The organism is Pseudomonas multiresinivorans (assembly GCF_012971725.1).
In the GTDB taxonomy this organism is placed as follows: domain Bacteria; phylum Pseudomonadota; class Gammaproteobacteria; order Pseudomonadales; family Pseudomonadaceae; genus Pseudomonas; species Pseudomonas multiresinivorans.
On record NZ_CP048833.1, the window covers coordinates 6,009,075 to 6,032,671 of the forward strand.

Consider the following 23,597-nt stretch of genomic DNA (forward strand, 5'->3'; position numbering starts at 1 on the left):
GCTTTTTTACATCCCTTTGTCGCACTACCGGTTGACTGTTTTGGATACTCAACAAAATGCACGGAATACCGCACAGAATGGGGCTTTCGACGGGTTTCAGCATCATCGGCCTACTGAGTTAACGACCGGTGACAGAGGGGGGAGTTCAGCGCTTTGGGATGGGTGGTGCGGGAGGGGATTTGGTGAAGGGGAAAATGGGAGCTGGGCGCTCCCTCTCCCCCGCCCTCTCCCTGAAGGGAGAGGGAGCTTTCCGAGTGTGCTGGAAGTGCCATGCCAGCCGGCCTGTGTAAACGCAACAAGCAGCACGGATATCCCCTCTCCCTTCAGGGAGAGGGTTAGGGAGAGGGAAAACAAACGCCCAGGGCTATTCGCGAGCAAGCTCGCTCCTATAGAAAACTGCTTACGAAGCCTGCGCCACCTCCGCCGGCGACACGATATTGGTCTTGCGCCCACGCGAGCGGCCGGAGCTCAGGTAGTCCGCGATGGACTCCTGCGTCACCTCGCCGAGGAACTGCCCGTCCGCATCGAGCACCGGCAGCCACGAGCTGTTGAACTCGTACATGCGCGACAAGAGGATGCGCAGGTGCTCGTCGTGGCTGGCGGTGACGCGGAAGTCGTTGAGGAAGTTGCTGCACACACCGTCCTTGTGGCGCATGTCCTTGCGGCGCACGTAGCCCAGGCCTTTGCCGTTGGCGTCCACCACCACGAGATAGCGGCGGTCATCCTCCTCCATCTTCTCCAGCGCCTCGGCCACGCTGGTCTGCGGGCCGGCGGTGATGAAGCTGCTGTCGGCGGCATCCTCGGCGCGCACCAGCAGCAGGCGTTTCAAGGTGCTGTCCTGGCCGGTGAAGGCACTGACGAACTCATCCGCCGGGTGCGCCAGCAGGGTATCCGGATGGTCGAACTGGAGCAGGCGACCGCTCTTGAACACCGCCACCTTGTCGCCCAGCTTGATCGCTTCGTCGATGTCGTGGCTGACCATGATCACGGTCATGCCCAGCTTGCGCTGCAACTCGAAGAACTCGTTCTGGATCGACTCACGGTTGATCGGGTCCACTGCGCCGAACGGCTCGTCCATCAGCAGCAGCGGCGCATCCGCCGCCAGCGCGCGGATCACCCCGATACGCTGTTGCTGCCCACCGGACAGCTCGCGCGGGTAGCGCGACAGGTATTGCTTGGGTTCGAGCTTGACCATCGCCATCAGCTCGCGCGCCTTGTCCTTGCACTTCTGCTTGTCCCAGCCCAGCAGGCGCGGCACGACCATGATGTTTTCCTCGATGGTCATGTTGGGGAACAGGCCGATCTGCTGGATCACGTAGCCGATGTGGCGGCGCAGGGTCACTTCGTCCAGTTCGCGGGTGTCCTGGCCGTCGATCAACACGCGCCCGGAAGTGGGCTGGATGATACGGTTGATCATCTTCAGCGTGGTGGTCTTGCCACAGCCGGAGGGGCCGAGGAACACGCAGATCTCACCCTTCTCCACGGTCAGGCTGACCTTGTCCACGGCGCGGAATTCCTTGCCGTCCTTGAGGGTGAAGGTCTTGGTCAGTTGGTCGAGTTCGATCATGTTCAGTCTCCTGTCTGCGGGCGCAGGCCCTTCGGGGTCAGCGCACGCTGCAGCCACTGCAGCAGCAGGTCGGCAGCGATGGCGAGCAGGCTCACCAGTACCGCGCCGACCACCAGCATGGGCATGTTGGATTGGCTGATGGAATTGAGGATGAGGACGCCCAGGCCGCCGGCGCCGATCACTGCGGCGATGGTCATCACGCCGATGTTCATCACCACGGCGGTGCGCACGCCGGCGAGGATCACCGGCACGGCGATGGGGATGTCGACCATCCGCAGGCGCTGCCAGAAGGTCATGCCGATGCCCTTGCCAGCTTCGCGCATGCCGGGCTCGACGTTGGTCAGCGCCAGGTAGGTGTTGCGCAGGATCGGCAGCAGTGAATAGAGGAACACCGCGGTGATCGCCGGCAGCGGGCCCAGGCCCTGGCCGATCTTCGAGTAGAGCGGCAGCATCAGGCCGAACAGCGCGATGGAGGGGATGGTCAGCACCACGGTGGCGGCGCCCTGCAGCGGCCCGGCGAGCCACTTGAAGCGCGTCATCAGCACGCCCAGCGGCACACCGACGACGATGGCCAGGCCCACGGCGATGGATACCAGCATCAGGTGTTGCAGCGTCAGCTGGCCGACCTGCACCCAGTCGAGGCGGGAAATCACGGTCATGAAGTCCATGTCAGTTCTCCTCCTTTATGGGCTGGTCCTGTGCCGGCCGGGCCTTGTCGCCCAGCAGATCGTGCTCGCGCAGGAATTTCTGCGCCACGCGCTGCACTGGCTCCTGCTGGATGTCGACCTGGGCGTTGAGCGCCTGCATGGTCTTGTCGTCGAGCAGCCTGGCGATGGGGTCGAACAGCGTCTTCAGTTCCGGGTGCTTCTGCAGCAGATCGGCACGCATCACCGGCGCGGCGTTGTAGAAGGGGAAGAACTGCTTGTCGTCTTCCAGCACGCGCAGCTTGAAGTCCTTCAGGCGGCCATCGGTGGTGTAGACAAGGCCGACGAACACCTGGCGGTTCTTCAGCGCGGTGTACACCAGGCCCGCATCCATCTGCCGCACGTCATCGCGGGTGAAGTGGAAGCCGTACAGCTCGCTCATCGGCGCGAGGCCATCCGGGCGGCCGGCGAATTCCGGGTCCATGGCGAACAGGTGGGTCTTCTTGTCACCCTGCTCCTTCATCACCCGGGCGAGGTCACTGAGGGTGCGCACCCCGAGCTGTTCCGCCTGCTCCTCGGGCATCGCCAGCGCATAGGTGTTGTTGAACGGCGCGGGCGTGGGCCAGATCAAGCCCTTATTGCCGTCCAGCTCGCGGACCCTGGCCAGCGACTGTTCGGCGTCCAGCTTGTCCGTGACCTTGTTGTAGACGATCAGCGACGAGCCGGTGTACTCCCAGACCAGGTCCAGCTGGCCGCTCTGCTGCGCGCTACGCGCCAGGGTGCTACCCAGGCCGTTGGTGACCTTCACTTCGTAGCCCTTGCTCTGCAGGTACTGCGCGGTGATGGCGGTGAGCAGGCGCTGCTCGGTGAACGGCTTGCCGCCGATGCGGATCACATCGGCCGCCTGGGCGAGACCGGTGGTGGCGGCGAGCACGAGGCTCAGCACGCCAAGCAGACGTCGTGTCATGCGGGCTCCTTTCAAACAGCTCCCTTTCATTTCGCCAGCCCCCGCTCCAGGAAGCCGCGGCTGAACAGCACCACCAGGCCATCGAGCACCAGCGCCAGCAGCGCAGTACTCACGGCGCCGAGCAGCAGCTTGGACTGATCGTCCAGGGCGATGCCGGGGAAGATCAGGCTGCCCAGGCTGTTGGCGCCGATCAGGAAGGCCAGCGGCGCTGAACCGACGTTGAGCGCCAGCGCAATGCGCACACCGCCCATGATCAGCGGCACCGCATTGGGCAGTTCGACGCGCAGCAACACCTGGCGCGATGTCATGCCGATACCGGTGGCAGCCTCCTTGAGCGACGCCGGCACGGCGCGCAGGCCCTCGTAGGTATTGCGCACGATGGGCAGCAGCGAAGCGAGGAACAGCGCGAGGATCGCCGGGCCGTTGCCGATCCCGACGATCGCCAGGGCGATGGCCAGCACGGCCAGCGGCGGGATGGTGTTGCCGACGTTGAATATCTGCATCAGGCGCTCGGCCTGTCCTTGCAGGGCGGGCCGGCTGAGCAGCATGCCGGCGGGGATGCCGACCACGATGGCGGCGAACATGGACGCGAACACCAGAATCAGGTGCGCCTGCAGGTAGAACAGCAGGTCTTCGCGGTACTGCCACAGAGTGGCGGGGGTGATCCAGTGGATCAGCAAAGCCAGCACAACGACTGCAAAGCAGACGCCGAACAGGGCCTTGCCCGTGGTGGACTTCACCATGGTTGGGGGACTCCCTTCGGGTGCGCGGCGACTGGCATCGCCGCGCTCAAGTGACGCTCGATCCCGTCCTGAGACTTACCTGGGACCTCGATTAAACGCGACGAGAATCAAGTACTTGCGAAAGCGCCTGCGGATTGTCGTCGCGAAGGGGTGGACCCCCGTGCGTGCCGTTACGTTCAATAAAATTGCCATCCTTGTGCCATCGCGCAGCCGCGCATTCGGCTTCAGCCCCCATGGTCCGGGGGCTGTGGCGGACAAAAAAACTTTCGAAAAAACTTCCGATCCGGCTGAACCATCGCACTCCGCCGCTTGCCCAATGGCGGATGCGCCCGGTGAAAACGTACGCGACTTCGCCCAGCGGTTATCATCGGGATCCTTTCGCGTGCCCCCGACCCATGGATAGGTCACTCGGGGCCGGCGTCTTGCCTACCACGGAGATTCATCGCCATGCTTGATCTGGCCGCGGCGTTCATCGCGCTGACCACCCTGCTCACCTACGTCAACTACCGCTTCATCCGCCTGCCGCCGACCATCGGCGTCATGGCCACCGCCCTGGTGTTCTCCTTCATCGCCCAGGGCATGTCGCTGCTCGGCTACCCGGTGCTGGAAGTCGAGATGCAGCAGATCATCAGCCGCATCGACTTCTCCGACGTGCTGATGACCTGGTTCCTGCCCGCGCTGCTGTTCGCCGGCGCCTTGCACGTGAACCTCGCCGACCTGCGCAACTACAAGTGGCCCATCGGCCTGTTGGCCACCTTCGGCGTGCTGATCGCCACCACGGTGATCGGCTACCTGGCCTACTACACCTTCGCCCTCTTCGGCTGGCACGTGGACTTCATCTACTGCCTGCTGTTCGGCGCGCTGATCTCGCCCACCGACCCCATCGCGGTGCTGGGCATCCTCAAGTCCGCCGGCGCGCCCAAGCCGCTGGCCACCACCATAGTCGGCGAGTCGCTGTTCAACGACGGCACCGCCGTGGTGGTCTTCACCATCCTGCTGGGCATCCTCCTGGCCGGCGAAACGCCCACCGCCTCGACGATTGCCTGGCTGTTCGTGCAGGAAGCCATCGGCGGCATCCTGTTCGGCGCGGCGCTGGGCTACGGCGTGTTCCTGATGATGCGTGGCATCGACCAGTATCAGGTGGAAGTCATGCTCACCCTGGCCCTGGTGATCGGCGGCGCTGCACTGGCGGCGCGGCTGCACGTATCGGCGCCCATCGCCATGGTGGTGGCCGGCCTGATCATCGGCAACCAGGCGCGCCACTACGCCATGTCCGACGAAACGCGGCGCTACATCGACAAGTTCTGGGAGCTGATCGACGAGATCCTCAACGCCCTGCTGTTCGCTCTGATCGGCCTGGAGCTGCTCCTGCTGCCGTTCAACTGGCTGCACGTGGTGGCGGCGTTCACCCTGGGCGGCGCGGTACTGATCTCGCGCCTGCTCACCGTGGCCCCGGCCATCGTCGTGCTGCGCCAGACCGAGAACGGCCGCCGCCAGGTGCCCGCCGGGACCATCCGCATCCTCGTCTGGGGCGGCCTGCGTGGCGGCGTCTCGGTGGCCCTGGCGCTGTCCCTGCCGCTGGGCGAGCAGCGCGACCTGATCCTCAGCCTGACCTACGTGGTGGTGCTGGTGTCGATCCTGCTCCAGGGCCTGTCCATCGGTCCGCTGGTGCGGCGCATCTACAAGGGCGCCGAGCCGGCTGCCGACAGCGACCACTGACAGCGCCCTCCAGAGTCCTTGAGCCTTGCGTCGCCGGGTCTGCCGGCGACGCCTCGAATCAGGCTATAATCCCGCGTTTTTCGGGCCGCTCGCCGCCCGTCTTCACCGAATCGACCAGGCACCCATCCATGAGCATCCAAGCCGCCGAAGTCGCGAAGCGCCGTACGTTCGCGATCATTTCCCACCCCGACGCCGGTAAGACCACCATTACCGAGAAGCTCCTGCTGATGGGCAAGGCGATTGCCGTCGCCGGTACCGTGAAGTCGCGCAAGTCCGACCGCCACGCCACCTCCGACTGGATGGAGATGGAGAAGCAGCGCGGCATCTCCATCACCACCTCGGTGATGCAGTTCCCCTACCGCGAGCACATGATCAACCTGCTCGACACCCCCGGCCACGAAGACTTCTCCGAAGACACCTACCGCACCCTGACCGCGGTGGACTCGGCGCTGATGGTCCTCGACGGCGGTAAGGGTGTAGAGCCGCGCACCATCGCCCTGATGGAAGTCTGCCGGCTGCGCGACACGCCCATCGTCAGCTTCATCAACAAACTCGACCGCGACATCCGCGACCCGATCGAGCTGCTCGACGAGATCGAGGCGGTGCTGAAGATCAAGGCCGCGCCGATCACCTGGCCGATCGGCTGCTACAAGGACTTCAAGGGCGTGTACCACCTCGCCCAGGACAAGATCATCGTCTACGTACCGGGCCACGGCCACGAACGTATCGAGACCAAGGTCATCGACAAGCTCGACTCGGACGAAGCCCGCGCTCACCTGGGCGACCTCTACGACAACTTCCTCGAAGAGCTGGAACTGGTCCAGGGCGCCTGCCACGAGTTCGACAAGGACGCCTTCCTCAAGGGCGAGATGACCCCGGTGTTCTTCGGTACCGCGCTGGGCAACTTCGGTGTCGACCAGGTGCTGGACTGCATCGTCGACTGGGCCCCGCAGCCGCTGGAGCGTGGCGCCCACGAGCGCACCGTGGCGCCGACCGAGGAGAAGTTCTCCGGCTTCGTGTTCAAGATCCAAGCGAACATGGACCCGAAACACCGCGACCGCATCGCCTTCATGCGCATCTGCTCGGGCAAGTACGAGAAGGGCATGAAGATGCGCCACGTGCGCTTGGGCAAGGACGTGAAGATCGCCGACGCGCTGACCTTCTTCTCCAGCGAGCGTGAGCAGCTGGAAGAAGCCTTCGCCGGCGACATCATCGGCCTGCACAACCACGGCACCATCCAGATCGGCGACACCTTCACCGAAGGCGAGGCGCTGGGCTTCACCGGCATCCCGCACTTCGCTCCGGAACTGTTCCGCCGCGTGCGCCTGAAGGACCCGCTGAAATCCAAGCAGCTGCGCCAGGGCCTGCAGGAACTGGCCGAGGAAGGTGCCACCCAGGTGTTCTTCCCCGAGCGCAACAACGACATCATCCTCGGCGCCGTCGGCGTGCTGCAGTTCGACGTCGTCGCCAGCCGCCTGAAGGAGGAATACAAGGTCGAGTGCGCCTACGAGCAGATCAACGTCTGGTCCGCGCGCTGGATCGAGTGCAAGGACGAGAAGAAGCTCAAGGAGTTCAAGGACAAGGCCTTCGAGAACCTGTCCGTGGACGGCGGCGGCCACCTCACCTACCTGGCCCCGACCCGCGTCAACCTGAGCCTGATGGAAGAGCGCTGGCCGGACATCACCTTCCGCGCCACCCGCGAACACCACTGAGTTCGCCGCTCACGAAAACGCCCGCCTTGCGCGGGCGTATTTGTTTTTGTCGTTTGTTTTTTGTAGGAGCGAGCTTGCTCGCGAACCGGATCACGCAGGTTCGCGAGCAAGCTCGCTCCTACAGTCATGCCCCACCTCCTCTGCAATCTTTGACATCGGACAGCACGGGAGCGGCACGATGGGATTTCATGGCAGGGATCTACGAAACGGGCGTTGCTCGATTGACGGTCAGATATACCTCCTGACGACAGTAACTCACCAGCGCAAACCGCTCTTCCATCAGTGGTCAGCCGCCAGCGCCGTCGCCCGCGAGCTTCATCAACTAACTTCGACGAGCATTCTGGCTTGGGTATTGATGCCAGATCATCTGCATTGCCTGGTGCAACTCAAAGGTCACTCGCTCAGTGACTTCATGCAGTCGCTCAAATCGCTCACTGCCATTTCGCTCAACAAGGCACTCAAACGCACGAGCAAAGTCTGGCAATCTGGCTACCACGACTACGCCCTGCGACACGATGAAGACCTGAAAGCAGCGGCTCGCTATTTGGTCGCCAACCCTTTGCGCGCAGGACTGGTCAAATCACTTCGTGAATATTCCTTCTGGAACGCTGTCTGGCTGTAACGCATAGCCCTGTAGGAGCGAGCTTGCTCGCGAACCCTAGCCCCGCAGCGGAGTTTGTTCGCGAGCAAGCTCGCTCCTACGAAAAGCAGCACATCATGGATCGAGGGCACCGGACGTCCAGGTGCTTGAGGTCGCACTACCGGTGAACTTGCCCGCGATGGCACCCTGGGGAATCAACCGGTCACGGTAACGGGTGGCGAACAGCCCGCTCTGCGGCGCCCGCAGGATGTGTTCGCTGCTTGCATCACCGGGCCGGGAAATGATGCGAGCGAAGCGCTCGCCCGCCTCGATGAACTCACCCAGCTCACGCTCGAACACCAGCACCCCAGCGGCCGGTGCAAACACCGTTTCCATGAAGCCCATCGGCGTGGCGACGCCCTTCCATTCCGGTAACGGGCCTGCATCGCCCACCACGCCGCGCGCGCCGAGGAAACGATAGAGGCCGTCGGCATCCTGCTGCGCCAGCGCATCGCTGACGTCGCCCTGGCCACGCAGTTCAACAGTGGCGACCAGGCGCCCCTCGAAGCGCTGCTCGGCCAACCACGGCGCGATCACCACCTCCTCGAACGCCCCGTCGCCATCGCCTTCCCAGATGATCGCCAGCTCCGCGCGCAACGCCGCAGCGAGGTCCTGCGCGGCGGGCCAGAAGCACTCGTGGACGTAGACATACTGCAGCGCCTCGTCGTCGGTGTGCAGGTCGAGGACGATGTCCGCCGGCGCGGCCAGCTCGGCCAGGCGCTTCTGCCACAGCGTGAGGTTGTCCAGGGTCCCGCTGGCCGCTGCCGAGACGATGAAGCCACGGTTGAAATTGCGCGACGTGGCGTCATGGTTGCGGCCGAGAATTCGCCCCTGGCGGAACTGCCCGATGCCGATGGGATTGGCCTGCGGCACCAGCGTCACGCTGCCATTGAGGGCACCCCGCTCGGCCGCCTCGCGCAGGCGCGACAGCAGTTCGTGAAGCACCAGCATCCCGGCGATTTCATCGGCGTGCACGCCGGCCTGCAGGTGCACCCGCGGCCCCGGCTTGCCGCCGTCGATACGCCACGCCAGAACGCGCAGCTCCGCGCCCGAGTCACCCGGCACGCTGAAGGACACATCCTCGATCATCAAGCCCTCTCCTCTGTCCGAATCGCCCATGGAAATCTTTGCCGGCGCCTCCTAGTATCGACTCCAGTCGCCGGTTTCCGGCACGCCGCAAAAGGACGTCGCACCGTGGACATGCCCCGCCAGAAAGCCCAGCGCGCCACCTCCGAGGAACGTCGCGACCACCTGGTGCGCGCCTGCCTCAAGTGCCTGGTCGCCGATGGCCACGCGGGCATCTCGGTGCGCCGCATCGCCAAGGAAGCCGGCGTCGCCGTGGGCCTGGTGAACCACCATTTCGGCAGCATCGACGCGCTGGTTGCCCAGGCCTACGAGACCCTTGCCAGCGAGGTCACCCAGGCGCTCTACCAGCAGGTAGACGCCGCCGGCAGCGATCCCGCCGCACGCATGGAAGCCTTCCTCACCGGATCCTTCTCACCGCAAGTGCTGGACCCTGACCTGCTCAGCCCCTGGGTGGTGTTCTGGAGCCTGATCCGCCACTCGCCGCCGGTGAACGAGGCTCACGAGCGCGGCTATCAGAGCTACCTTGCCATCCTCGAAACACTCATCAGCGAGCTCGCCCACGCCGAAAGCTTCAGCGTGGCGCGCCCGCGCCTGGCCGCCATCGGCCTCTCCGCCATGCTCGACGGGCTGTGGCTGGAGTGGTGCCTGAACCCGAGCAACTTCAGCGCCGCCGACGGCCTCGAACTCAGCCGCTGCTGGGTAGAGGGACTCCGTCGCGGCGCCTACGCCTGAAGTGCGGCAACGATCTGCTGCGCGTCGGCTGGATGTCGCCAGGCGAGCCGCGAATATTCAAACCGCCGTTCTTGCGCGACGCTTGCCCAACCATGATCGCTGCGCCGGCTTCTGTGTTTCGCGGCGGACCGGCGTGGTGCGCTCCAGCACGGCGAACAGCGCCTCGATGATGAAGGTCAGGCAGACGTAGATCGCCGCCACCAGCAGCAGCGGCTCATACACCTGGAAGGTCTGCGCGCGCACCACGTTGGCCGCGCCGAGCAGGTCGACCACGGCGATGGTGGACGCCAGTGCGGTGGACTTGAGCAACATCACGCTCTCCCCCGCCAGGGTCGGCAACAGCAGGCGGATCGCCCGCGGCAGCCACACGCGGTAGAGCACCAGCCTGCGGTTCATGCCGAACGCCGAGGCGGCCTCCAGCTCGCCGCGCGGCACCGCCTTGAGGCCACCGCGAACCACCTCGCCGACGTAGGCGCCGACCGAGAGGATCAGCGCGATCACGATGTACCAGAAGCCGTCGCGCAAGTAAGGCCAGAGGAAGCTGCCGCGGATCAGCGGGAACTGCGCGAACAGGCTGCCCAGGCCGTAGTAGAAGATGTAGATCTGCACCAGCAACGGCGTGCCGCGAATCACGCTGGTGTACGCCAGCGCCAGGCGCGAGACCAGGAAGTTGCGCGACATCCGCGCCAGCGCCACGACCAGCGCCAGGGCAAAGCCGAGGATGGCGGAAATCAGCAGGATCACCAGGGTGGTGCCCAGGCCCTTGAGCAGCAGGGCCCCGTAGACGAATAGCCAGTGTTCGTTCATCGCCGCGCCTCGTTCAGACCGCCGGAATCCAGCGACGGAATCGTCGCTCCAGGTAGCCCGCGAACAGGTTGGAAAGCACGGTGAGCACGTAGTACAGCGCCGCCGCGGTGAGGTAGAAGGTGAGATAGTGGCGGGTCGAGCCGGCGGCCTGCTTGGCCGTGTAGAGCAGCTCGTTGGTGCCCACCACGCTGATCAGCGCACTGTCCTTGATCAGGTTGACCCACAGGTTGGCCATGCCGGCCAGCGCGTTGGGCGCCATCATCGGCAGGGTCACCCGGCGGAACAGGCCGAAGCCGTGCATGCCGTAGGCGCGCGCCGCTTCGATCTGACCGAAGGGAATCGACTGGATGGCGCCGCGAAAGATTTCCGAGGCGTAGGCCCCCTGCACCAGGCCGAGCACGACGATGGCCACCATCATGCCGTTGAGCTTCACCTGGCCGTAGCCGAGCCACTCGAAGAACTGGTTCAGGCCCATGGAGCCGACGTAGAACAGCAGCAGGATCAGCAGCAGCTCCGGCACCGCCCGGCACAGCGTGGTGTAGCCGCGCGCGAGCATCGCCAGCGGGCGCGGGCCACCGATCTTGGCGCTGGCTGCGGCCAGGCCGATCAGCAGGCCGACCAGGAAGGCGCCGACGGAAATCTGCAGGGTGACCAGCAGCCCCTTGAGCAGGGCCGGGCCCCAGCCGGTAGGACCGAAGCCGATCAGGTCGAAGATGCTTTGCATGGCCGTCTCCAGGATGGGAGGCTCAGGTTCGTGCCCGCGCGCCGGACAAGCGCGCGGGCGCTGAAGCGGATCGCGCCGGGGTCACTGCTTGGGCGCGACGCTCATGCCGAAGTACTTGTCCGACAGCGCCTTGTAGTCGTCGCTGGCGAGCAGCTTGCCGATGGCCTCGTCCATCTTCGCCTTCAGCTCGGTGTCGCCTTTGCGCATGCCGGCGCCAACACCACGGCCGAACAGGGGGTCGTACTTCACTTCGCCCTTGTTGACGATGCCGGCAGCCTGGGCGTCCGGCGACTTGACGAAGGAAGCCACGGCAATGCCGTCGGCCATCATCAGGTCGATGCGCCCGGCCACCAGATCGGCGTTCACCGAGTCCTGGGTGTCGTAGTAGCGCACGTCGGCGATCTTCTCGTAGTACTTCTTCAGGTAGTTGGAGCTGACCGTGGATATCTGCACGCCGATGGCCTTGCCCTTCAGGCCTTCGGGGCTGATCTGCACGTCCACCGCCTGGGGCGCGGCGACGGCGACCGGAGTGTCGTAATAGGGGCGGCTGAAGGCAATCTGCTTCTCGCGCTCGTCGGTGATCGACAGGGAGTTGAAGATCACGTCGATCTTCTTCGCCAGCAGTGCCGGGATAATGCCGTCCCAGGCCACTTCGTCGATCTCGCAGGTGGCCTTCATCTCGGCGCAGACCTTGTGGATCAGGTCCGGCTCGAAGCCGACCCAGCTACCATCGGGCTGCTTCTGCGAGAAGGGTGGATAGGGTTCGGCGGCCAGGGCGAAGCGGATCGTTTCGGCTTGGGCGCTCGCTACGCCGGCCATCAGCATCGCCGCGCCCACCATCAGATTGCACAGACCTTTCTTGCTCATCGTGATCCCCTGCGTTGTTTTCGTTTGTTATGGGTCCACGCTCATCGATGCGCCGGCAGCGCGGCATCGGTCAGCGATTCTGGTGCGCGTTGACGAACTGCCGGCAGCGCTCGCTGCGCGGGCGCGAGAAGACTTCCTCGGGCGTTCCCTCCTCCTCGATCAGACCCTTGTGCAGGAACGCCACATGGCTCGACACGTCGCGGGCGAAAGCCATCTCGTGGGTGACCAGGATCATGGTCCGCCCCTCTTCGGCCAGCGAGCGGATCACCCGCAGCACTTCGCCCACCAGCTCCGGGTCCAGCGCCGAGGTCGGTTCGTCGAACAGCATCACTTTCGGCCGCACGGCCAGGGCGCGGGCGATGGCGACGCGTTGCTGCTGGCCGCCGGAAAGGAACGCCGGGTATTCGTGGCGTTTCTCCGCCAGGCCGACACGTTCCAGCAACGCCTCAGCACGCTCGCGGGCCTCAGCCTTGCTCTCGTGGAGGACGAAGGTCGGTGCTTCGATCAGGTTCTCCAGCACGGTGCGGTGCGGCCACAGGTTGAAGCTCTGGAACACCATGCCCAGCTGCGAGCGGATACGGGTGAGCTGCTTCTGGTCAGCCACCATCGGCTCGCCCTGGCGGCTCTGGGCCAGACGGATGGTTTCGCCATTGACGGTGACCGAGCCCTGGTTGGGAATCTCCAGCATGTTGATGCAGCGCAGCAGGGTGCTCTTGCCCGAGCCGCTGGCGCCGATCAGCGAGATCACCTCGCCCTCGCGGGCCGACAGCGATACGCCCTTGAGCACCTCGAAGTCGCCGAAGCGCTTGTGGATATCGCGCACTTCGATGACAGGCCTGGCGGCGGGCTGCTCTGCTTTTTGTAGGAGCGAGCTTGCTCGCGAACCAACCTCCGCACCAGAAACATCAAGAGCGTTCGCGAGCAATGGCTGAGGCGCCCCCCTCGCTCCTACAGTTGATTCGGCACGAGCGGGGAGGGACTCGACGAAGCGAATGATCCGCGCACAGGCCTCCGCCATGCTCTCGTCGCTCAACCCGAAGGACAGCCGCACGAAGCCTTCCGCCTGCGGGCCGAAGGCCGCCGCGTCGAGCACCGAAACACCGGTGGCATGGAACAGTTGCCAGGAGAAATCCAGCGAGCTGAGGCCGGTGTCGCGCACGTCGACCATGACGAACATGCCGGCTTCGGGCGACAGGACCTTCACCCGCGGGCAATCGCTCAGCGCCGCCACCACCAGGTCGCGGCGACGGCGGTAGATCTCGCGCATCGACGCCACCACTTCGTCGTGGCGCTCTACGGCGACGCGGGCGGCTTCCTGGATGAAGCCCGGCAGGCCGTAGAACATGTTCAGCGCGAGGTTTTCCAGGTGCCCGACCAGAACCTCGTTGGCGACTATCCAGCCGGCGCGCCAGCCAGTCATTGCGTGGGATTTCGACAGGCTGCCGATGCTCAGGGTGCGCTCGGCCATGCCCGGCAGCGCGGCGAAGCTCTGGTGTTCGCGCTCGAAGGTCAGGCCCTCGTAGACCTCGTCGACCACCACCCAGAGGTCGCGAGCCTCGGCCAGCGCGGCAATGGCCAGCAACTCGTCGCGGTCCAGCACGACGCCGGTGGGGTTGCTCGGGTTGGCGAGGAAGATCGCCTTGGTGCGCGGAGTGATCGCTGCGGCGATATCGGCAGCCAGTGGACGGAAGCCGTTTTCCGGACGGGTCGGAACCCCGACCAGCACGGCGCCGGTGGCTTTCAACGTGGCTTCGTAGGTGACGTAGACCGGGTCGAAGGTGATGACCTCGTCGCCCGTCTCCAGCAGGCACATCGCGGCGGCGAACAGGCCGTTCTGCGCTCCGGCGACCACGATGATGTTCTCGGCGGCCACCTTTTGGCCGAATCGTCGCTCATGCAGCGCAGCGATCGCCTGGCGCAGCTCAGGCTTACCGGCCACGTCGCTGTAGTGCGTATCACCGGCACGCAGCGAAGTGACGGCGGCTTCGGTGATGAAGTCCGGGGTGGCGAAATCGGGATCGCCGACGCTGAGCACTATCACGTCGCGGCCGGCGCGCTGGGCGGCGATGGCGGCGTAGTGAATGTCCCAGGCGGCGACGCCGGGTCCGACCATCCTGTCCACAAGCGACGAATAACGCATGCAAGGGCCTCATCCGAATGACGGAATGTCCTGCAGAAGGGTCCGCAGGAGCGTTGGGCCACCATAGCCAAGGATGAACGAGTGTTCAACAGCGTTTTCCGACATCAGACATGTCGTTTTCAGACCGTTCACTCACCTCCCTCCCATCTTCGGGTGTTGCTTGTCGCATGTTCGACCGACGAACGGAATCACGACATCCACTTAACGGCTTCTTAACGATCGCCCCCGTAGCGTTTACACATCTTGAAACAGTGCCGCCACGGCCTTTGGAACACCACATGGAAACGCCCTTCCTCCCCTTCTCCCGTCCCAGCATCGGTGAAGAAGAGATCCAGGCAGTCAACGAAGTCCTGCGTTCGGGCTGGATCACCACCGGGCCGAAGAACCATGAACTGGAACAACGCTTCGCCGAGTCCATCGGTTGCCGTCACGCGGTCGCGCTGTCGTCGGCCACCGGCGGCATGCACCTGGCGCTGCTGGCCCTGGGCATCGGCCCGGGCGACGAGGTGATCACCCCGTCGCAGACCTGGGTCTCCACCGTCAACATGATCAGCCTGCTGGGCGCCACGCCGGTGTTCGTCGATGTCGACCGTGACACCCTGATGACCGACGCCGCGCGCATCGAAGCCGCAATCACCCCGCGCACCCGTGCCATCATTCCGGTGCACTACGCCGGCGCGGCCTGCGACATGGACCCGATCGACGAGCTGGCCCTGCGCCGAGGCATCCCGGTGATCGAGGACGCCGCACACGCCGCCGGCACCTTCTACCGCGGCCGTCCGGTGGGCCAGCGCGGCACCGCGATCTTCTCCTTCCACGCGATCAAGAACCTCACCTGCGCCGAGGGCGCCATGTTCGTCACCGACGACGAGGCCCTGGCCAACCGCGTGCGCACCCTGAAGTTCCACGGTCTGGGCGTGGACGCCTACGACCGCCTGACCCATGGCCGCAAGCCGCAGGCACAGGTAGTGGAACCGGGCTTCAAGTACAACCTCACCGATATCAACGCCGCCATCGCCCTGGTGCAGTTGCCCAGGCTCGAAGCGATAAACGCCCGCCGCGCCGAACTGGCCGCCGGCTACGCCGGTCGCCTGGCGCACCTGCCGGTGCAACCGCTGGCGCTGCCGGACTACCCGCAGCACCACGCCTGGCACCTGTACGTCCTGCGCATCGACCAGGAGCGCTGCGGCATCGACCGCGACGCCTTCATGCAGGGTCTGCAGGAGCGCGGCATCGGCAGCGGCATCCACTTCATCGGCAGCCACCTGCACAGCTACTACCGCCAGCGCTACCCGGATGTGCACCTGCCCAACACCGAGTGGAACGCCTCGCGGATCGTCTCCATCCCGCTGTTCCCCGACATGACCCAGGCCGACCAGGACCGCGTGGTCGACGCCATCGAAACCCTGCTTCGGTAACGCCACCGTGAAAGCCTATCCGATCAACCGTGTGTCCATCGTCATCCCGGTGTACAACGAAGAGGCCAGCCTCCCTGAGCTGCTGCGCCGTACCACCGCCGCCTGCGAACAACTGGGCCGCGACTACGAGATCGTGCTGATCGACGACGGCAGCCGCGACAGCTCCGCCGACCTGCTCCAGGAAGCCGCCGAAGCGCCCGGCAGCCACGTGGTGGCGGTGATCCTCAACCGCAACTACGGCCAGCACGCGGCGATCATGGCCGGCTTCGAGCAATGCCAGGGCGACCTGGTGATCACCCTCGACGCCGACCTGCAGAACCCGCCGGAGGAAATCCCGCGCCTGGTCGCAGAAGCCGCCAAGGGCTACGACGTGGTCGGCAGCGTGCGCCAGCAACGCCAGGACTCCGCCCTGCGCCGCTGGCCGTCGAAGCTGATCAACCTCGCCGTGCAGCGCTCCACCGGCGTGGCGATGAACGACTACGGCTGCATGCTGCGCGCTTATCGCGCGAGCATCGTCAAGGCGATGCTCGCCTGCCGCGAGCGCAGCACCTTCATCCCGATCCTGGCCAACAGCTTCGCCCGCCACACCAGCGAGATTCATGTCGCCCACGCCGAGCGCGAGCACGGTGAATCGAAGTACGACTTCCTGCGCCTGATCAACCTGATGTTCGACCTGGTCACCTGCATGACCACCTCGCCGCTGCGCCTGCTGTCCTTCGTCGGCGGCGGCATGGCGGTCGCCGGCTTCGCCTTCGCCCTGATGCTGCTGGTGCTGCGCCTGCTGTTCGGCGCCGCCTGGGCCGGCCACGGCGTGTTCGTGCTGTTCGCCGTGCTGTTCATGTTCACTGGCGTGCAACTGGTCGGCATGGGCCTGCTCGGCGAGTACCTGGGCCGCATGTACAACGACGTACGCGCCCGCCCCCGCTTCTTCATCGAGCGCATCGTCCGCGCCGACGCACCGCGCCCGCAGCTTTCCTCTTCCTCCCCTTCTTTCGAGTCCATCCAGCCATGACCCAGCAGACCATCGTCTTCGCCTACCACGACTTCGGCTGCGCCGGCATCGAGGCACTGCTCGCCGCCGGTTACCAGATCTACGCCGTCTTCACCCACGCCGACGATCCCAAGGAGAACCGTTTCTACGGATCGGTAGCCCAGCTCTGCGCACGCCTGGGCATCCCGGTGCATGCCCCGGAAGACGTCAACCATCCGCTGTGGGTCGCGCGCATCCGAGAACTGCAGCCGCAGTACATCTTCTCCTTCTACTACCGCCACCTGCTCAGCGAAGAGCTGCTGGCCTGCGCCGCCAAGGGCGCCTACAACCTGCATGGCTCGCTGCTGCCGCGCTACCGTGGCCGCGCCCCGGCCAACTGGGTGCTGGTCAACGGCGAGAGCGAGACCGGCGTGACCCTGCACCGCATGGTCAAGCGCGCCGATGCCGGCGGCATCCTCGCCCAGCAGAGCGTCGCCATCGGCCCGGACGACACCGCACTGGTGCTGCACGGCAAGCTGCGCGAAGCCACCCGCGAGCTGCTCGCCTCCGCCCTGCCCCGCCTGGCTCGGGGTGAGCTGCAGGAAGTCGCCCAGGACGAATCCCGCGCCAGCTACTTCGGTCGCCGCACCCCGGCGGACGGCCAGCTCGACTGGAAGCGCCCTGCCAGCGAACTGCACAACCTGGTCCGCGCCGTGACCCAGCCGTACCCCGGCGCCTTCGCCCCGGTGGGCGATCGCAAGCTGATCGTCTGGAGCTCGCGCGTGGTCGCCGGCAACAACGGCCTGCCGGCCGGCTCGGTCCTGTCGGTCGACCCGCTGCGCATCGCCTGCGGTGCTGACTCGCTGGAAATCCTCTCCGGCCAGCAGGGCGACAGCGGCTTGTTCCTCGCCGGTCCGCAGCTGGCCCGCGAAATGGGCCTGGTGGACGGCTCGCGCCTGCACGGCGCCAGCGGCAAGCCCAAGCGCAAGACCCGCGTACTGATCCTCGGCGTCAACGGCTTCATCGGCAACCACCTCTCCGAGCGCCTGCTGCGCGACGGCAACTACGAGGTCTACGGCCTGGACATCGGCTCCGACGCCATCGAACGCCTGAAAGGCAACCCGGACTTCCACTTCGTAGAAGGCGACATCAGCATCCACACCGAGTGGATCGAGTACCACATCAAGAAGTGCGACGTGGTCCTGCCGCTGGTAGCCATCGCCACGCCCATCGAATACACCCGCAACCCGCTGCGCGTGTTCGAGCTGGACTTCGAGGAAAACCTCAAGCTGGTCCGCTACTGCGTGAAGTACAACAAGCGCGTGATCTTCCCGTCCACCTCCGAGGTGTACGGCATGTGCACCGACGCCAACTTCGACGAAGACAAGTCCAACCTGATCGTCGGCCCGATCAACAAGCAGCGCTGGATCTACTCGGTCTCCAAGCAGTTGCTCGACCGCGTTATCTGGGCTTACGGCCAGAAGGGCCTGAAGTTCACCCTGTTCCGTCCGTTCAACTGGATGGGCCCGCGCCTGGACCGCCTGGACTCGGCGCGCATCGGCAGCTCCCGCGCCATCACCCAGCTGATCCTGCACCTGGTGGAAGGCACGCCGATCCGCCTGGTCGACGGCGGCGAGCAGAAGCGCTGCTTCACCGACGTGGACGACGGCATCGAGGCGCTGGCGCGGATCATCGACAACGAAGGCAGCAGCTGCGACGGTCAGATCGTCAACATCGGCAACCCGGACAACGAAGCCAGCATCCGCCAGCTGGGCGAAGAACTGCTGCGCCAGTTCGAGGCGCACCCGCTGCGCGACCAGTTCCCGCCGTTTGCCGGCTTCCGCGAAGTGGAAAGCCGCAGCTTCTACGGCGACGGCTACCAGGACGTGTCGCACCGCAAGCCGAGCATCGAGAACGCCCGTCGCCTGCTGAACTGGCAGCCGAGCGTGGAACTCTCCGCCACCATCGGCAAGACCCTGGACTTCTTCCTCCGCGAAGCTCTGGCCGAACGTGCCGGCGGGGTTCCCCACGCCTTCCCGCTGAAGAAAAGCATCGCCTGATGAGAGCAGGACTGCGTATCGACGTCGACACCTACCGCGGCACCCGTGACGGCGTGCCGCGGCTGCTGGACATGCTCGACGAGGCCGAGGTGAAGGCGACCTTCTTCTTCAGCGTCGGCCCCGACAACATGGGGCGCCACCTGTGGCGCCTGATCCGCCCGCAGTTCCTGTGGAAGATGCTGCGCTCCAACGCCGCCGGTCTGTATGGCTGGGACATCCTGCTGGCCGGCACCGCCTGGCCGGGCAAGCCGATCGGCCGCGACCTGGGCCACCTGATGCGGCGCGCCCAGGACGCCGGCCACGAAGTCGGCCTGCACGCCTGGGACCACCACGGCTGGCAGGCCAACGCCGGCCGCTGGAGCGCCCAGCAACTCGAACAGCAGATCCGCCGTGGCGTCGACACCCTCGCCGACATCCTCGGCAACCCGGTGGAGTGCTCGGCGGTGGCCGGCTGGCGCGCCGACGAACGCACCGTGGAAGCCAAGGAGCGCTTCGGCTTTCGCTACAACAGCGATTGCCGCGGCCGCTCGCTGTTCCGCCCGCGCCTGGCCGACGGTCGCGCCGGCACCCCGCAGATCCCGGTAGACATGCCCACCTTCGACGAGGTCGTCGGCCCGCAAGTGGCGCCGTCCGCCTTCAATGACTACATCCTTTCCCGCTTCGACATGGACGCCTTGAACGTGTACACCATTCACGCCGAGGTCGAGGGCATTCTCATGGCCCACGACTTCCGCCGCTTGCTGGCCCAGGCACGGGCCGGCGGCATCCGCTTCGTCCCGCTGGGCCGGCTGCTGCCGGACGACCCGACCACCCTGCCCGTCGCCAGCCTGGTGCGTGGCGAACTGGCTGGCCGCGAAGGCTGGCTGGGGGTGCAGCACGCATGAAGCGTCTGGCCTACCCGGCACTGCTCGCCGCCTTCGTCCTGTGCATCCTGCTGCCAATGGCTTTCCACGGCCTGTGGATCCCGGACGAGTCGCGCAACGCACAGATCAGCCAGGCCATGCTGCAGAGCGGCGACTGGGTGTCCCCGCACCTGCTGGGCCTGCGCTACTTCGAGAAGCCTACCGGCGGCTACTGGCTGATCGCAGCCAGCCAAGCCGTGTTCGGGCAGAACCTGTTCGGCGTGCGCTTTGCCTCCGCACTGGTCACCGCGCTGAGTACCCTGCTGGTGATCCTGGTCGCCCGCCGCCTGTGGAACGACCCGCGCCGCACCTGGGCCGCCGGTCTGCTGTACCTGAGCTTCGGGTTGATCGCCGGGCAGGCCGGCTATGCCAACCTCGACCCGCAGTTCACCTTCTGCGTGAACCTCAGCCTCGCTGCCCTGTGGTTCGCTTTCGATGCCAGTACCACGCGCGGGCGCCTGGCTGCCTGGAGCCTGCTGGGGGCCGCCTGCGCCTTCGGCTTCATGACCAAGGGCTTCCTCGCCTTCCTGTTGCCGGTGATCGTCGGCCTGCCCTACGCCGTGCTGCAGAAACGCCGGGGCGAACTGCTGCGCTACGGCCCGCTGGCCGTGCTGGTGGCTGCGCTGGTCTGCGCGCCCTGGGTGCTGCTGATCCACGCCCGCGAGCCGGACTTCTGGGACTTCTTCTTCTGGAACGAGCACATCCGCCGCTTCGCCGCAGAAGACGCCCAACACGGCCGGCCGATCTGGTTCTTCGTCCCGCTGCTGTTCGCCAGCGCACTGCCCTGGGCCGTGCTGGTCTTCCCCGCACTGCGTAACGCAATCCAGGGCTGGCGCGACTCGAAGCTGCTGTTCCTGCTCCTGTGGTTCGTCATGCCCTTCCTGTTCTTCAGCCTGGCCAAGGGCAAGCTGCCGACCTACATCATGCCCTGCTTCGCCCCGCTCGCCCTGCTGATGGCCGACGCCCTCGGCCGCGCGTTGCAGCAGCACAGGCAAGTCGCCCTGAAACTCAACGGCGCGCTCAACCTGCTGCTGGGCAGCAGTGCGCTGGCCGGGCTGCTGTTCATGCAAGCACGGCACCCGCAGTACCACGACGAACTGCCCAGCGTGCTGATGGTTGCCCTGGTGTGCATCGTCTGGCTGCTGTCCGGCCTGCTGCAACTACTGCGCCCCACTCGCTTCTGGGCGGCGCCGGCCTTCGCAGCCTGGCTGCTGGTAGCCCTGGTGCCCAACGCGATGCCGAACAAGATGGTCAACAGCAAGATGCCCGACCAGTTCATCGCCGAGCATCTGGACCAGCTCAAGGACGCCCGCAGCCTGCTGAGCAACGACCTGGGCGCCGCCACCGCGCTCGCCTGGCGTACCCGGCGCAGCGACATCACGCTGTTCAACACCGAAGGCGAGCTGAAGTTCGGCCTGGGCTACCCCGAAGGCCAGGGCCGCAGCATCCCGCCCGAGGGCATCCACGCGTGGATCGACCGCGCCCGCGCCGAGGGCTCCATCGGCGTGATCATGCGGGTCAACAGCGCCAGCGACGAAGCGGAACTGGCCATGCTGCCCAGCGACGCCATCAGCTACCGGCAGAACCACCTGGTGGTCCTGCTGATTCCGCAGGCCGCGCCATGACTGCCCTGCTGCTGGCCGGCGTCTGCCTGCTCACCTGCCTGGGCCAGCTGGCGCAGAAGTTCGCCGTGGAAAGCTGGCGCGATGCGCCGTCGAGCCTGACAGCGAAGCTCTTCTCGCCCTGGCTGATCCTGGCCGTCGCCTGCCTGGGCGCCGGCCTGCTGCTCTGGCTGCTGGTCCTGCAACGCCTGGAAGTCGGCGTCGCCTACCCGATGCTGAGCCTCAACTTCGTGCTGGTGACGCTATTGGCGAGTCGCCTGTTCGGCGAGCGCATCGACGGCCGCCACTGGTTCGGCGTGGCCCTGATCGTCGGCGGCGTCGCCCTGCTGGGGATGCACTCGTGAAGCGCGGCATCGCTTTCGCCCTGGGCAGCGTGCTGCTGGTGAGCAGTGCGCAGCTGGGCATGCGCTGGAGCATGTCGCACCTGCCCTCGCACTGGCCGTTCGACCTGGCGCAGCTCGACATCGCCGCGCTCCTGTTGCTGGCCGGGGCGGTGCTCGCCTACGCGCTGTCGATGCTCTGCTGGCTGCTTGCCCTGAAACACCTGCCGCTGAGCCGCGCCTACTCGCTGCTGAGCCTGAGCTATGCCCTCGTCTATCTCGGTGCCGCCGTGCTGCCGGGCCTCGGCGAGCCGCTGAGCCTGCCGCGCACCCTGGGCGTTGCCCTGGTGATCGCCGGCGTGATCGCGATCAACGCGCCACGCCGACCTGACAGAACAACCGTCATCAAACCCAGCGACGCTCGCTCCGAGCACGCGCAGTTCGACTGACCTCAATCCCGCTTCAAGTCCCTTATCGGGAGAGCAGACCATGAAAATCAGCGTATTCGGAATCGGTTATGTAGGCCTGGTGCAGGCCGCGGTCATGGCCGAAGTGGGCCACGACGTCCTGTGCATGGACATCGACGAGGACAAGATCGCCAAGCTCAAGCGCGGCCAGATCAGCATCTTCGAACCGGGCCTGGCCGAACTGGTAAGGGATAACCTGGAAGCCGGACGCCTGCGCTTCACCAACGACGTCGCCGAGGCCGCCGGCCATGGCCGCGTGCAGTTCATCGCCGTCGGCACACCGCCGCTGCCCGATGGCTCGGCCGACCTGCGCGCCGTGCTGGCCGTGGCCGAAGGCATCGCCCGCCACCGCACCCAGCCGGTGATCATCGTCGAGAAATCCACCGTGCCGGTGGGCACCGGTGACCGCGTGAAGGCCAAGGTGCTAGCGGTGCTCGCCGAAGAAGGCCGCAGCCTGGACTTCGAGATCGTCTCCAACCCCGAGTTCCTCAAGGAAGGCTCGGCGCTGGCCGACTGCCGCAAACCCGACCGCATCGTCATCGGCTGCGAAAGCTCCGAGGTGCTGGACGTGATGCGCGAGATCTACGAGCCGTTCAACCGCAACCACGACCGTATCCTGACCATGAACCTGCGCAGCGCGGAACTGACCAAGTACGCCGCCAACTGCATGCTCGCCACCAAGATCAGCTTCATCAACCAGATCGCCGAGCTGGCCGAGCACCTGGGCGCCGACATCGAAGCCGTGCGCCAGGGCATGGGCGCCGACCCGCGCATTGGCTACCACTTCATCTATCCCGGCTGCGGCTATGGCGGCTCGTGCTTCCCCAAGGACGTCCAGGCGCTGATCCAGAGTGCCGAGGAAGCCCACTGTTCCAGCGACCTGCTGCGCGCCGTGGAAGCGGTCAACCAGCGGCAGAAGAGCAAGCTGTTCGAGCGCATCCACAGCTACTACGGCGGCAAGCTCAAGGGCCGCACCTTCGCCCTCTGGGGCCTGTCGTTCAAGCCCAACACCGATGACATGCGCGACGCTCCCAGCCGCACCCTGATGGAAGCCCTGTGGGCCGCCGGCGCCAAGGTCCGCGCCTTCGACCCCGAGGCCATGCCCGAGGCGCAGCGCCTGTATGGCCACGATGAACGCCTGACCCTGATGGGCACCCCGGAAGCCACCCTCGGCGGCGCCGATGCCCTGGTGATCTGCACCGAGTGGCGGCAGTTCAAGGCGCCGGACTTCGAGCTGGTGGCCAGCCGCCTGAAAACACCGGTGATCTTCGACGGCCGCAACCTGTTCGATCCCGAGCGCGTGGCGCGCTACGGTTTCGAATATTTCCCCATGGGCCGCGGCGACTCGCACCGCCTGCCGGTGCCGGCGCAGGTCGTCGAACAACGGCCGCGCCGTAGCGCCTGACCTGACGTAGGAGCGGACTCCGTCCGCGATGTCCCATCGGGCGCTCCGCGGGTTAGCCTGGCGCGCGGATAAGCCTATCGCGGAC

General features: G+C 65.8%; 21 protein-coding genes. 12 read left to right on the plus strand and 9 right to left on the minus strand.

Annotated features, from left to right (window positions below; genetic code table 11):
- Positions 1–400: 400 nt before the first annotated feature.
- From G4G71_RS27435 to G4G71_RS27450, 4 genes are read right to left on the minus strand one after another with little or no spacing between them, the layout of a single operon-like run.
- Entirely contained in the window at positions 401–1,567 is a 1,167-nt protein-coding gene (locus G4G71_RS27435) for an osmoprotectant ABC transporter ATP-binding protein OsmV (protein WP_169941777.1), read from the minus strand.
- 2 nt (positions 1,568–1,569) lie between these two features.
- Entirely contained in the window at positions 1,570–2,235 is a 666-nt protein-coding gene (locus G4G71_RS27440) for an ABC transporter permease (RefSeq protein WP_169941779.1), read from the minus strand.
- Between the two features lies 1 nt (position 2,236).
- Entirely contained in the window at positions 2,237–3,178 is a 942-nt protein-coding gene (locus G4G71_RS27445) for a glycine betaine ABC transporter substrate-binding protein (protein ID WP_169941781.1), read from the minus strand.
- 26 nt (positions 3,179–3,204) lie between these two features.
- Entirely contained in the window at positions 3,205–3,921 is a 717-nt protein-coding gene (locus G4G71_RS27450; RefSeq protein WP_169941783.1) for an ABC transporter permease, read from the minus strand.
- A gap of 447 nt (positions 3,922–4,368) precedes the next feature.
- Here G4G71_RS27450 and G4G71_RS27455 point away from each other — a divergent pair, with 447 nt between their 5' ends.
- The 3 genes from G4G71_RS27455 (at position 4,369) to G4G71_RS27465 (ending at position 7,974) form a co-directional block, all read left to right on the plus strand.
- Positions 4,369–5,640: a cation:proton antiporter gene (locus G4G71_RS27455; protein ID WP_169941785.1), complete on the plus strand. Its 1,272-nt coding sequence runs from the start codon at positions 4,369–4,371 to the stop codon at positions 5,638–5,640.
- Between the two features lie 128 nt (positions 5,641–5,768).
- Complete coding sequence (locus G4G71_RS27460) at positions 5,769–7,352, plus strand: peptide chain release factor 3 (protein ID WP_169941787.1); 1,584 nt, start codon at positions 5,769–5,771, stop codon at positions 7,350–7,352.
- Positions 7,353–7,530: 178 nt separating this feature from the next.
- Positions 7,531–7,974 carry an REP-associated tyrosine transposase gene (locus tag G4G71_RS27465; RefSeq protein ID WP_169941789.1) on the plus strand — a complete coding sequence of 148 codons (444 nt, stop codon included), beginning with the start codon at positions 7,531–7,533 and terminating at the stop codon, positions 7,972–7,974.
- A gap of 93 nt (positions 7,975–8,067) precedes the next feature.
- Here the strand turns inward: G4G71_RS27465 and G4G71_RS27470 are convergent, their stop codons facing one another.
- Positions 8,068–9,081: a M14 family metallopeptidase gene (locus G4G71_RS27470; RefSeq protein ID WP_169941791.1), complete on the minus strand. Its 1,014-nt coding sequence runs from the start codon at positions 9,079–9,081 to the stop codon at positions 8,068–8,070.
- 105 nt (positions 9,082–9,186) lie between these two features.
- Here G4G71_RS27470 and G4G71_RS27475 point away from each other — a divergent pair, with 105 nt between their 5' ends.
- Complete coding sequence (locus tag G4G71_RS27475) at positions 9,187–9,810, plus strand: TetR/AcrR family transcriptional regulator (protein WP_169941793.1); 624 nt, start codon at positions 9,187–9,189, stop codon at positions 9,808–9,810.
- A 57-nt stretch (positions 9,811–9,867) separates the two neighbouring features.
- Here G4G71_RS27475 and G4G71_RS27480 read toward each other — a convergent pair whose 3' ends face one another.
- The 4 genes from G4G71_RS27480 to G4G71_RS30095 form a co-directional block, all read right to left on the minus strand.
- Positions 9,868–10,617, minus strand: coding sequence for an ABC transporter permease (locus G4G71_RS27480; RefSeq protein ID WP_038803230.1), 750 nt, complete (start codon positions 10,615–10,617; stop codon positions 9,868–9,870).
- A 13-nt stretch (positions 10,618–10,630) separates the two neighbouring features.
- Positions 10,631–11,341: an ABC transporter permease gene (locus G4G71_RS27485; RefSeq protein ID WP_169941796.1), complete on the minus strand. Its 711-nt coding sequence runs from the start codon at positions 11,339–11,341 to the stop codon at positions 10,631–10,633.
- Positions 11,342–11,422: 81 nt separating this feature from the next.
- The gene (locus G4G71_RS27490; RefSeq protein WP_169941798.1) at positions 11,423–12,208 is read right to left on the minus strand and encodes a transporter substrate-binding domain-containing protein; all 786 of its coding nucleotides are present in this window, start codon (positions 12,206–12,208) and stop codon (positions 11,423–11,425) included.
- 70 nt (positions 12,209–12,278) lie between these two features.
- Entirely contained in the window at positions 12,279–14,348 is a 2,070-nt protein-coding gene (locus G4G71_RS30095) for an aminotransferase class I/II-fold pyridoxal phosphate-dependent enzyme (RefSeq protein WP_169941800.1), read from the minus strand.
- 278 nt (positions 14,349–14,626) lie between these two features.
- Here G4G71_RS30095 and arnB point away from each other — a divergent pair, with 278 nt between their 5' ends.
- Genes arnB through G4G71_RS27535 form a run of 8 tightly spaced genes read left to right on the plus strand, consistent with a single transcriptional unit; the run spans position 14,627 to position 23,512 of the window.
- Entirely contained in the window at positions 14,627–15,766 is a 1,140-nt protein-coding gene (gene arnB / locus G4G71_RS27500; RefSeq protein ID WP_169941803.1) for a UDP-4-amino-4-deoxy-L-arabinose aminotransferase, read from the plus strand.
- A 7-nt stretch (positions 15,767–15,773) separates the two neighbouring features.
- Positions 15,774–16,778 carry an undecaprenyl-phosphate 4-deoxy-4-formamido-L-arabinose transferase gene (gene arnC, locus G4G71_RS27505; RefSeq protein ID WP_169941805.1) on the plus strand — a complete coding sequence of 335 codons (1,005 nt, stop codon included), beginning with the start codon at positions 15,774–15,776 and terminating at the stop codon, positions 16,776–16,778.
- Positions 16,775–18,796, plus strand: a complete 2,022-nt coding sequence (gene arnA / locus G4G71_RS27510; RefSeq protein WP_169941807.1) for a bifunctional UDP-4-amino-4-deoxy-L-arabinose formyltransferase/UDP-glucuronic acid oxidase ArnA — start codon at positions 16,775–16,777, stop codon at positions 18,794–18,796. Before arnC ends, arnA begins: the two co-directional genes overlap by 4 nt.
- On the plus strand, positions 18,793–19,680 hold the full coding sequence (arnD, locus tag G4G71_RS27515) for a 4-deoxy-4-formamido-L-arabinose-phosphoundecaprenol deformylase (protein ID WP_169942833.1): 888 nt from the start codon (positions 18,793–18,795) through the stop codon (positions 19,678–19,680). Before arnA ends, arnD begins: the two co-directional genes overlap by 4 nt.
- A complete protein-coding gene (arnT, locus tag G4G71_RS27520; RefSeq protein WP_169941809.1) occupies positions 19,677–21,323 on the plus strand; it encodes a lipid IV(A) 4-amino-4-deoxy-L-arabinosyltransferase in 1,647 nt (548 codons plus the stop codon). Before arnD ends, arnT begins: the two co-directional genes overlap by 4 nt.
- Positions 21,320–21,664, plus strand: a complete 345-nt coding sequence (gene arnE, locus G4G71_RS27525) for a 4-amino-4-deoxy-L-arabinose-phosphoundecaprenol flippase subunit ArnE (RefSeq protein ID WP_024765620.1) — start codon at positions 21,320–21,322, stop codon at positions 21,662–21,664. The genes arnT and arnE overlap by 4 nt, the downstream gene beginning before the upstream one ends.
- On the plus strand, positions 21,661–22,089 hold the full coding sequence (gene arnF / locus G4G71_RS27530; protein WP_169941811.1) for a 4-amino-4-deoxy-L-arabinose-phosphoundecaprenol flippase subunit ArnF: 429 nt from the start codon (positions 21,661–21,663) through the stop codon (positions 22,087–22,089). Before arnE ends, arnF begins: the two co-directional genes overlap by 4 nt.
- 40 nt (positions 22,090–22,129) lie before the next feature.
- Positions 22,130–23,512, plus strand: a complete 1,383-nt coding sequence (locus G4G71_RS27535) for a UDP-glucose dehydrogenase family protein (protein ID WP_169941813.1) — start codon at positions 22,130–22,132, stop codon at positions 23,510–23,512.
- The last annotated feature ends 85 nt before the right edge of the window (positions 23,513–23,597 follow it).

Coding starts and splice junctions, on each gene's coding strand:
- G4G71_RS27435 (WP_169941777.1), bottom strand. CDS start 1,567: ATGATCGAACTCGACCAACTGACCAAGACCTTCACCCTCAAGGACGGC.
- G4G71_RS27440 (WP_169941779.1), bottom strand. CDS start 2,235: ATGGACTTCATGACCGTGATTTCCCGCCTCGACTGGGTGCAGGTCGGC.
- G4G71_RS27445 (WP_169941781.1), bottom strand. CDS start 3,178: ATGACACGACGTCTGCTTGGCGTGCTGAGCCTCGTGCTCGCCGCCACC.
- G4G71_RS27450 (WP_169941783.1), bottom strand. CDS start 3,921: ATGGTGAAGTCCACCACGGGCAAGGCCCTGTTCGGCGTCTGCTTTGCA.
- G4G71_RS27455 (WP_169941785.1), top strand. CDS start 4,369: ATGCTTGATCTGGCCGCGGCGTTCATCGCGCTGACCACCCTGCTCACC.
- G4G71_RS27460 (WP_169941787.1), top strand. CDS start 5,769: ATGAGCATCCAAGCCGCCGAAGTCGCGAAGCGCCGTACGTTCGCGATC.
- G4G71_RS27465 (WP_169941789.1), top strand. CDS start 7,531: ATGGGATTTCATGGCAGGGATCTACGAAACGGGCGTTGCTCGATTGAC.
- G4G71_RS27470 (WP_169941791.1), bottom strand. CDS start 9,081: ATGATCGAGGATGTGTCCTTCAGCGTGCCGGGTGACTCGGGCGCGGAG.
- G4G71_RS27480 (WP_038803230.1), bottom strand. CDS start 10,617: ATGAACGAACACTGGCTATTCGTCTACGGGGCCCTGCTGCTCAAGGGC.
- G4G71_RS27485 (WP_169941796.1), bottom strand. CDS start 11,341: ATGCAAAGCATCTTCGACCTGATCGGCTTCGGTCCTACCGGCTGGGGC.
- G4G71_RS27490 (WP_169941798.1), bottom strand. CDS start 12,208: ATGAGCAAGAAAGGTCTGTGCAATCTGATGGTGGGCGCGGCGATGCTG.
- G4G71_RS30095 (WP_169941800.1), bottom strand. CDS start 14,348: ATGCGTTATTCGTCGCTTGTGGACAGGATGGTCGGACCCGGCGTCGCC.
- arnB (WP_169941803.1), top strand. CDS start 14,627: ATGGAAACGCCCTTCCTCCCCTTCTCCCGTCCCAGCATCGGTGAAGAA.
- arnA (WP_169941807.1), top strand. CDS start 16,775: ATGACCCAGCAGACCATCGTCTTCGCCTACCACGACTTCGGCTGCGCC.
- arnT (WP_169941809.1), top strand. CDS start 19,677: ATGAAGCGTCTGGCCTACCCGGCACTGCTCGCCGCCTTCGTCCTGTGC.
- arnE (WP_024765620.1), top strand. CDS start 21,320: ATGACTGCCCTGCTGCTGGCCGGCGTCTGCCTGCTCACCTGCCTGGGC.
- G4G71_RS27535 (WP_169941813.1), top strand. CDS start 22,130: ATGAAAATCAGCGTATTCGGAATCGGTTATGTAGGCCTGGTGCAGGCC.